The sequence below is a fragment of the Streptomyces sp. NPDC102467 genome (assembly GCF_044765445.1).
In the GTDB taxonomy this organism is placed as follows: Bacteria; Actinomycetota; Actinomycetes; order Streptomycetales; family Streptomycetaceae; genus Streptomyces.
On the sequence record NZ_JBIWKA010000078.1, the window covers coordinates 1 to 1,039 of the forward strand.

The 1,039-nt window shown below is 64.9% G+C and carries 1 protein-coding gene; it reads left to right on the plus strand.

Annotated elements, in window-relative coordinates; all coding sequences use genetic code 11:
• Positions 1-234 precede the first annotated feature (234 nt).
• A partial coding sequence (locus ACIREE_RS42725; protein WP_404165006.1) for an IS5 family transposase occupies positions 235-1,039 on the plus strand: 805 nt, incomplete at its 3' end.

A 1,039-nucleotide genomic window follows, 5' to 3' on the forward strand; every position in this document is an offset into this window, starting at 1 on the left:
AGAGGACGTTCGCGTCACTTATAGGCCGCTATGAGCCGGTTCACCGCCTGCAAGCGGCATCTCGGGACAGGGCATTTGCCGAAATCGCCCGGCTTTCAAGAAGGTTCACGTGCCCGCTTCAGCACTGACATACCCGACAGCTCCTGTCCGGTTCGAAGATGACCCGGTAGCTGCTGTTTTGCCTCGCCCGTTCGAGCGATAGCGGCCGCGCGGCCCGTGTGGGTCAGTGTCTTCATGGCCTCGCGACTGCCCTATCTCAGCGATCTGTCCAATGCCCGCTGGGCGTTGATGGAACCGGTCTTGACCGCCTGGCGGTCCGAGCGGCAGAAGACCTCGCTCAACCTCGGCGGCAAGGTCGCCGACCTGCGGGAAGTCATGAACGCGATCCTCTTCCTCAACCGGACCGGCGTCCCGTGGCGCTACCTGCCCCACGACTTCCCGCCGCACACCACGGTCTTCGGCTACTTCAGCGCCTGGACCGCGGACGGCACGATCGAGAAGCTGGGCGTCCACCTGCACGGGATCGTCCGCCAGCAGGAAGGACGCGCCGCCGAGCCCACCGCCTGCGTCATCGACGCCCAGAGCGTCAAGACCGCGCCCAGCGTGCCCACCGACACCCAGGGCACCGACGCCGGCAAGAAGATCGTAGGGCGCAAACGCAGCATCGTCGTCGACACCCTCGGCCTGTTGTTGCTGGTCACGGTGACCGCGGCCAGCGTCTCCGACAACGAGGCCGGCATTCAGCTCCTCAGTCAGATCGCCGCCGACCGCCCCACCATCAGCAAGGCATGGGTCGACACCGGTTACAAGAAGAAGGCGATCGAGCACGGCGCCACGCTCGGTATCGACGTCGACGTCGTCCCACGAAACACGCAGGTCAAAGGCTTTTCCGTGACACCGAGAAGGTGGGTGGTGGAGCGGAGTTTCGGATGGATCATGATGCACCGCCGCCTCGCCCGCGACTACGAGACCAAACCCACCCACTCCGAGAGCATGATCCGCCTCGCGATGATCTCCAACCTCGCGAAACGAGCCACCG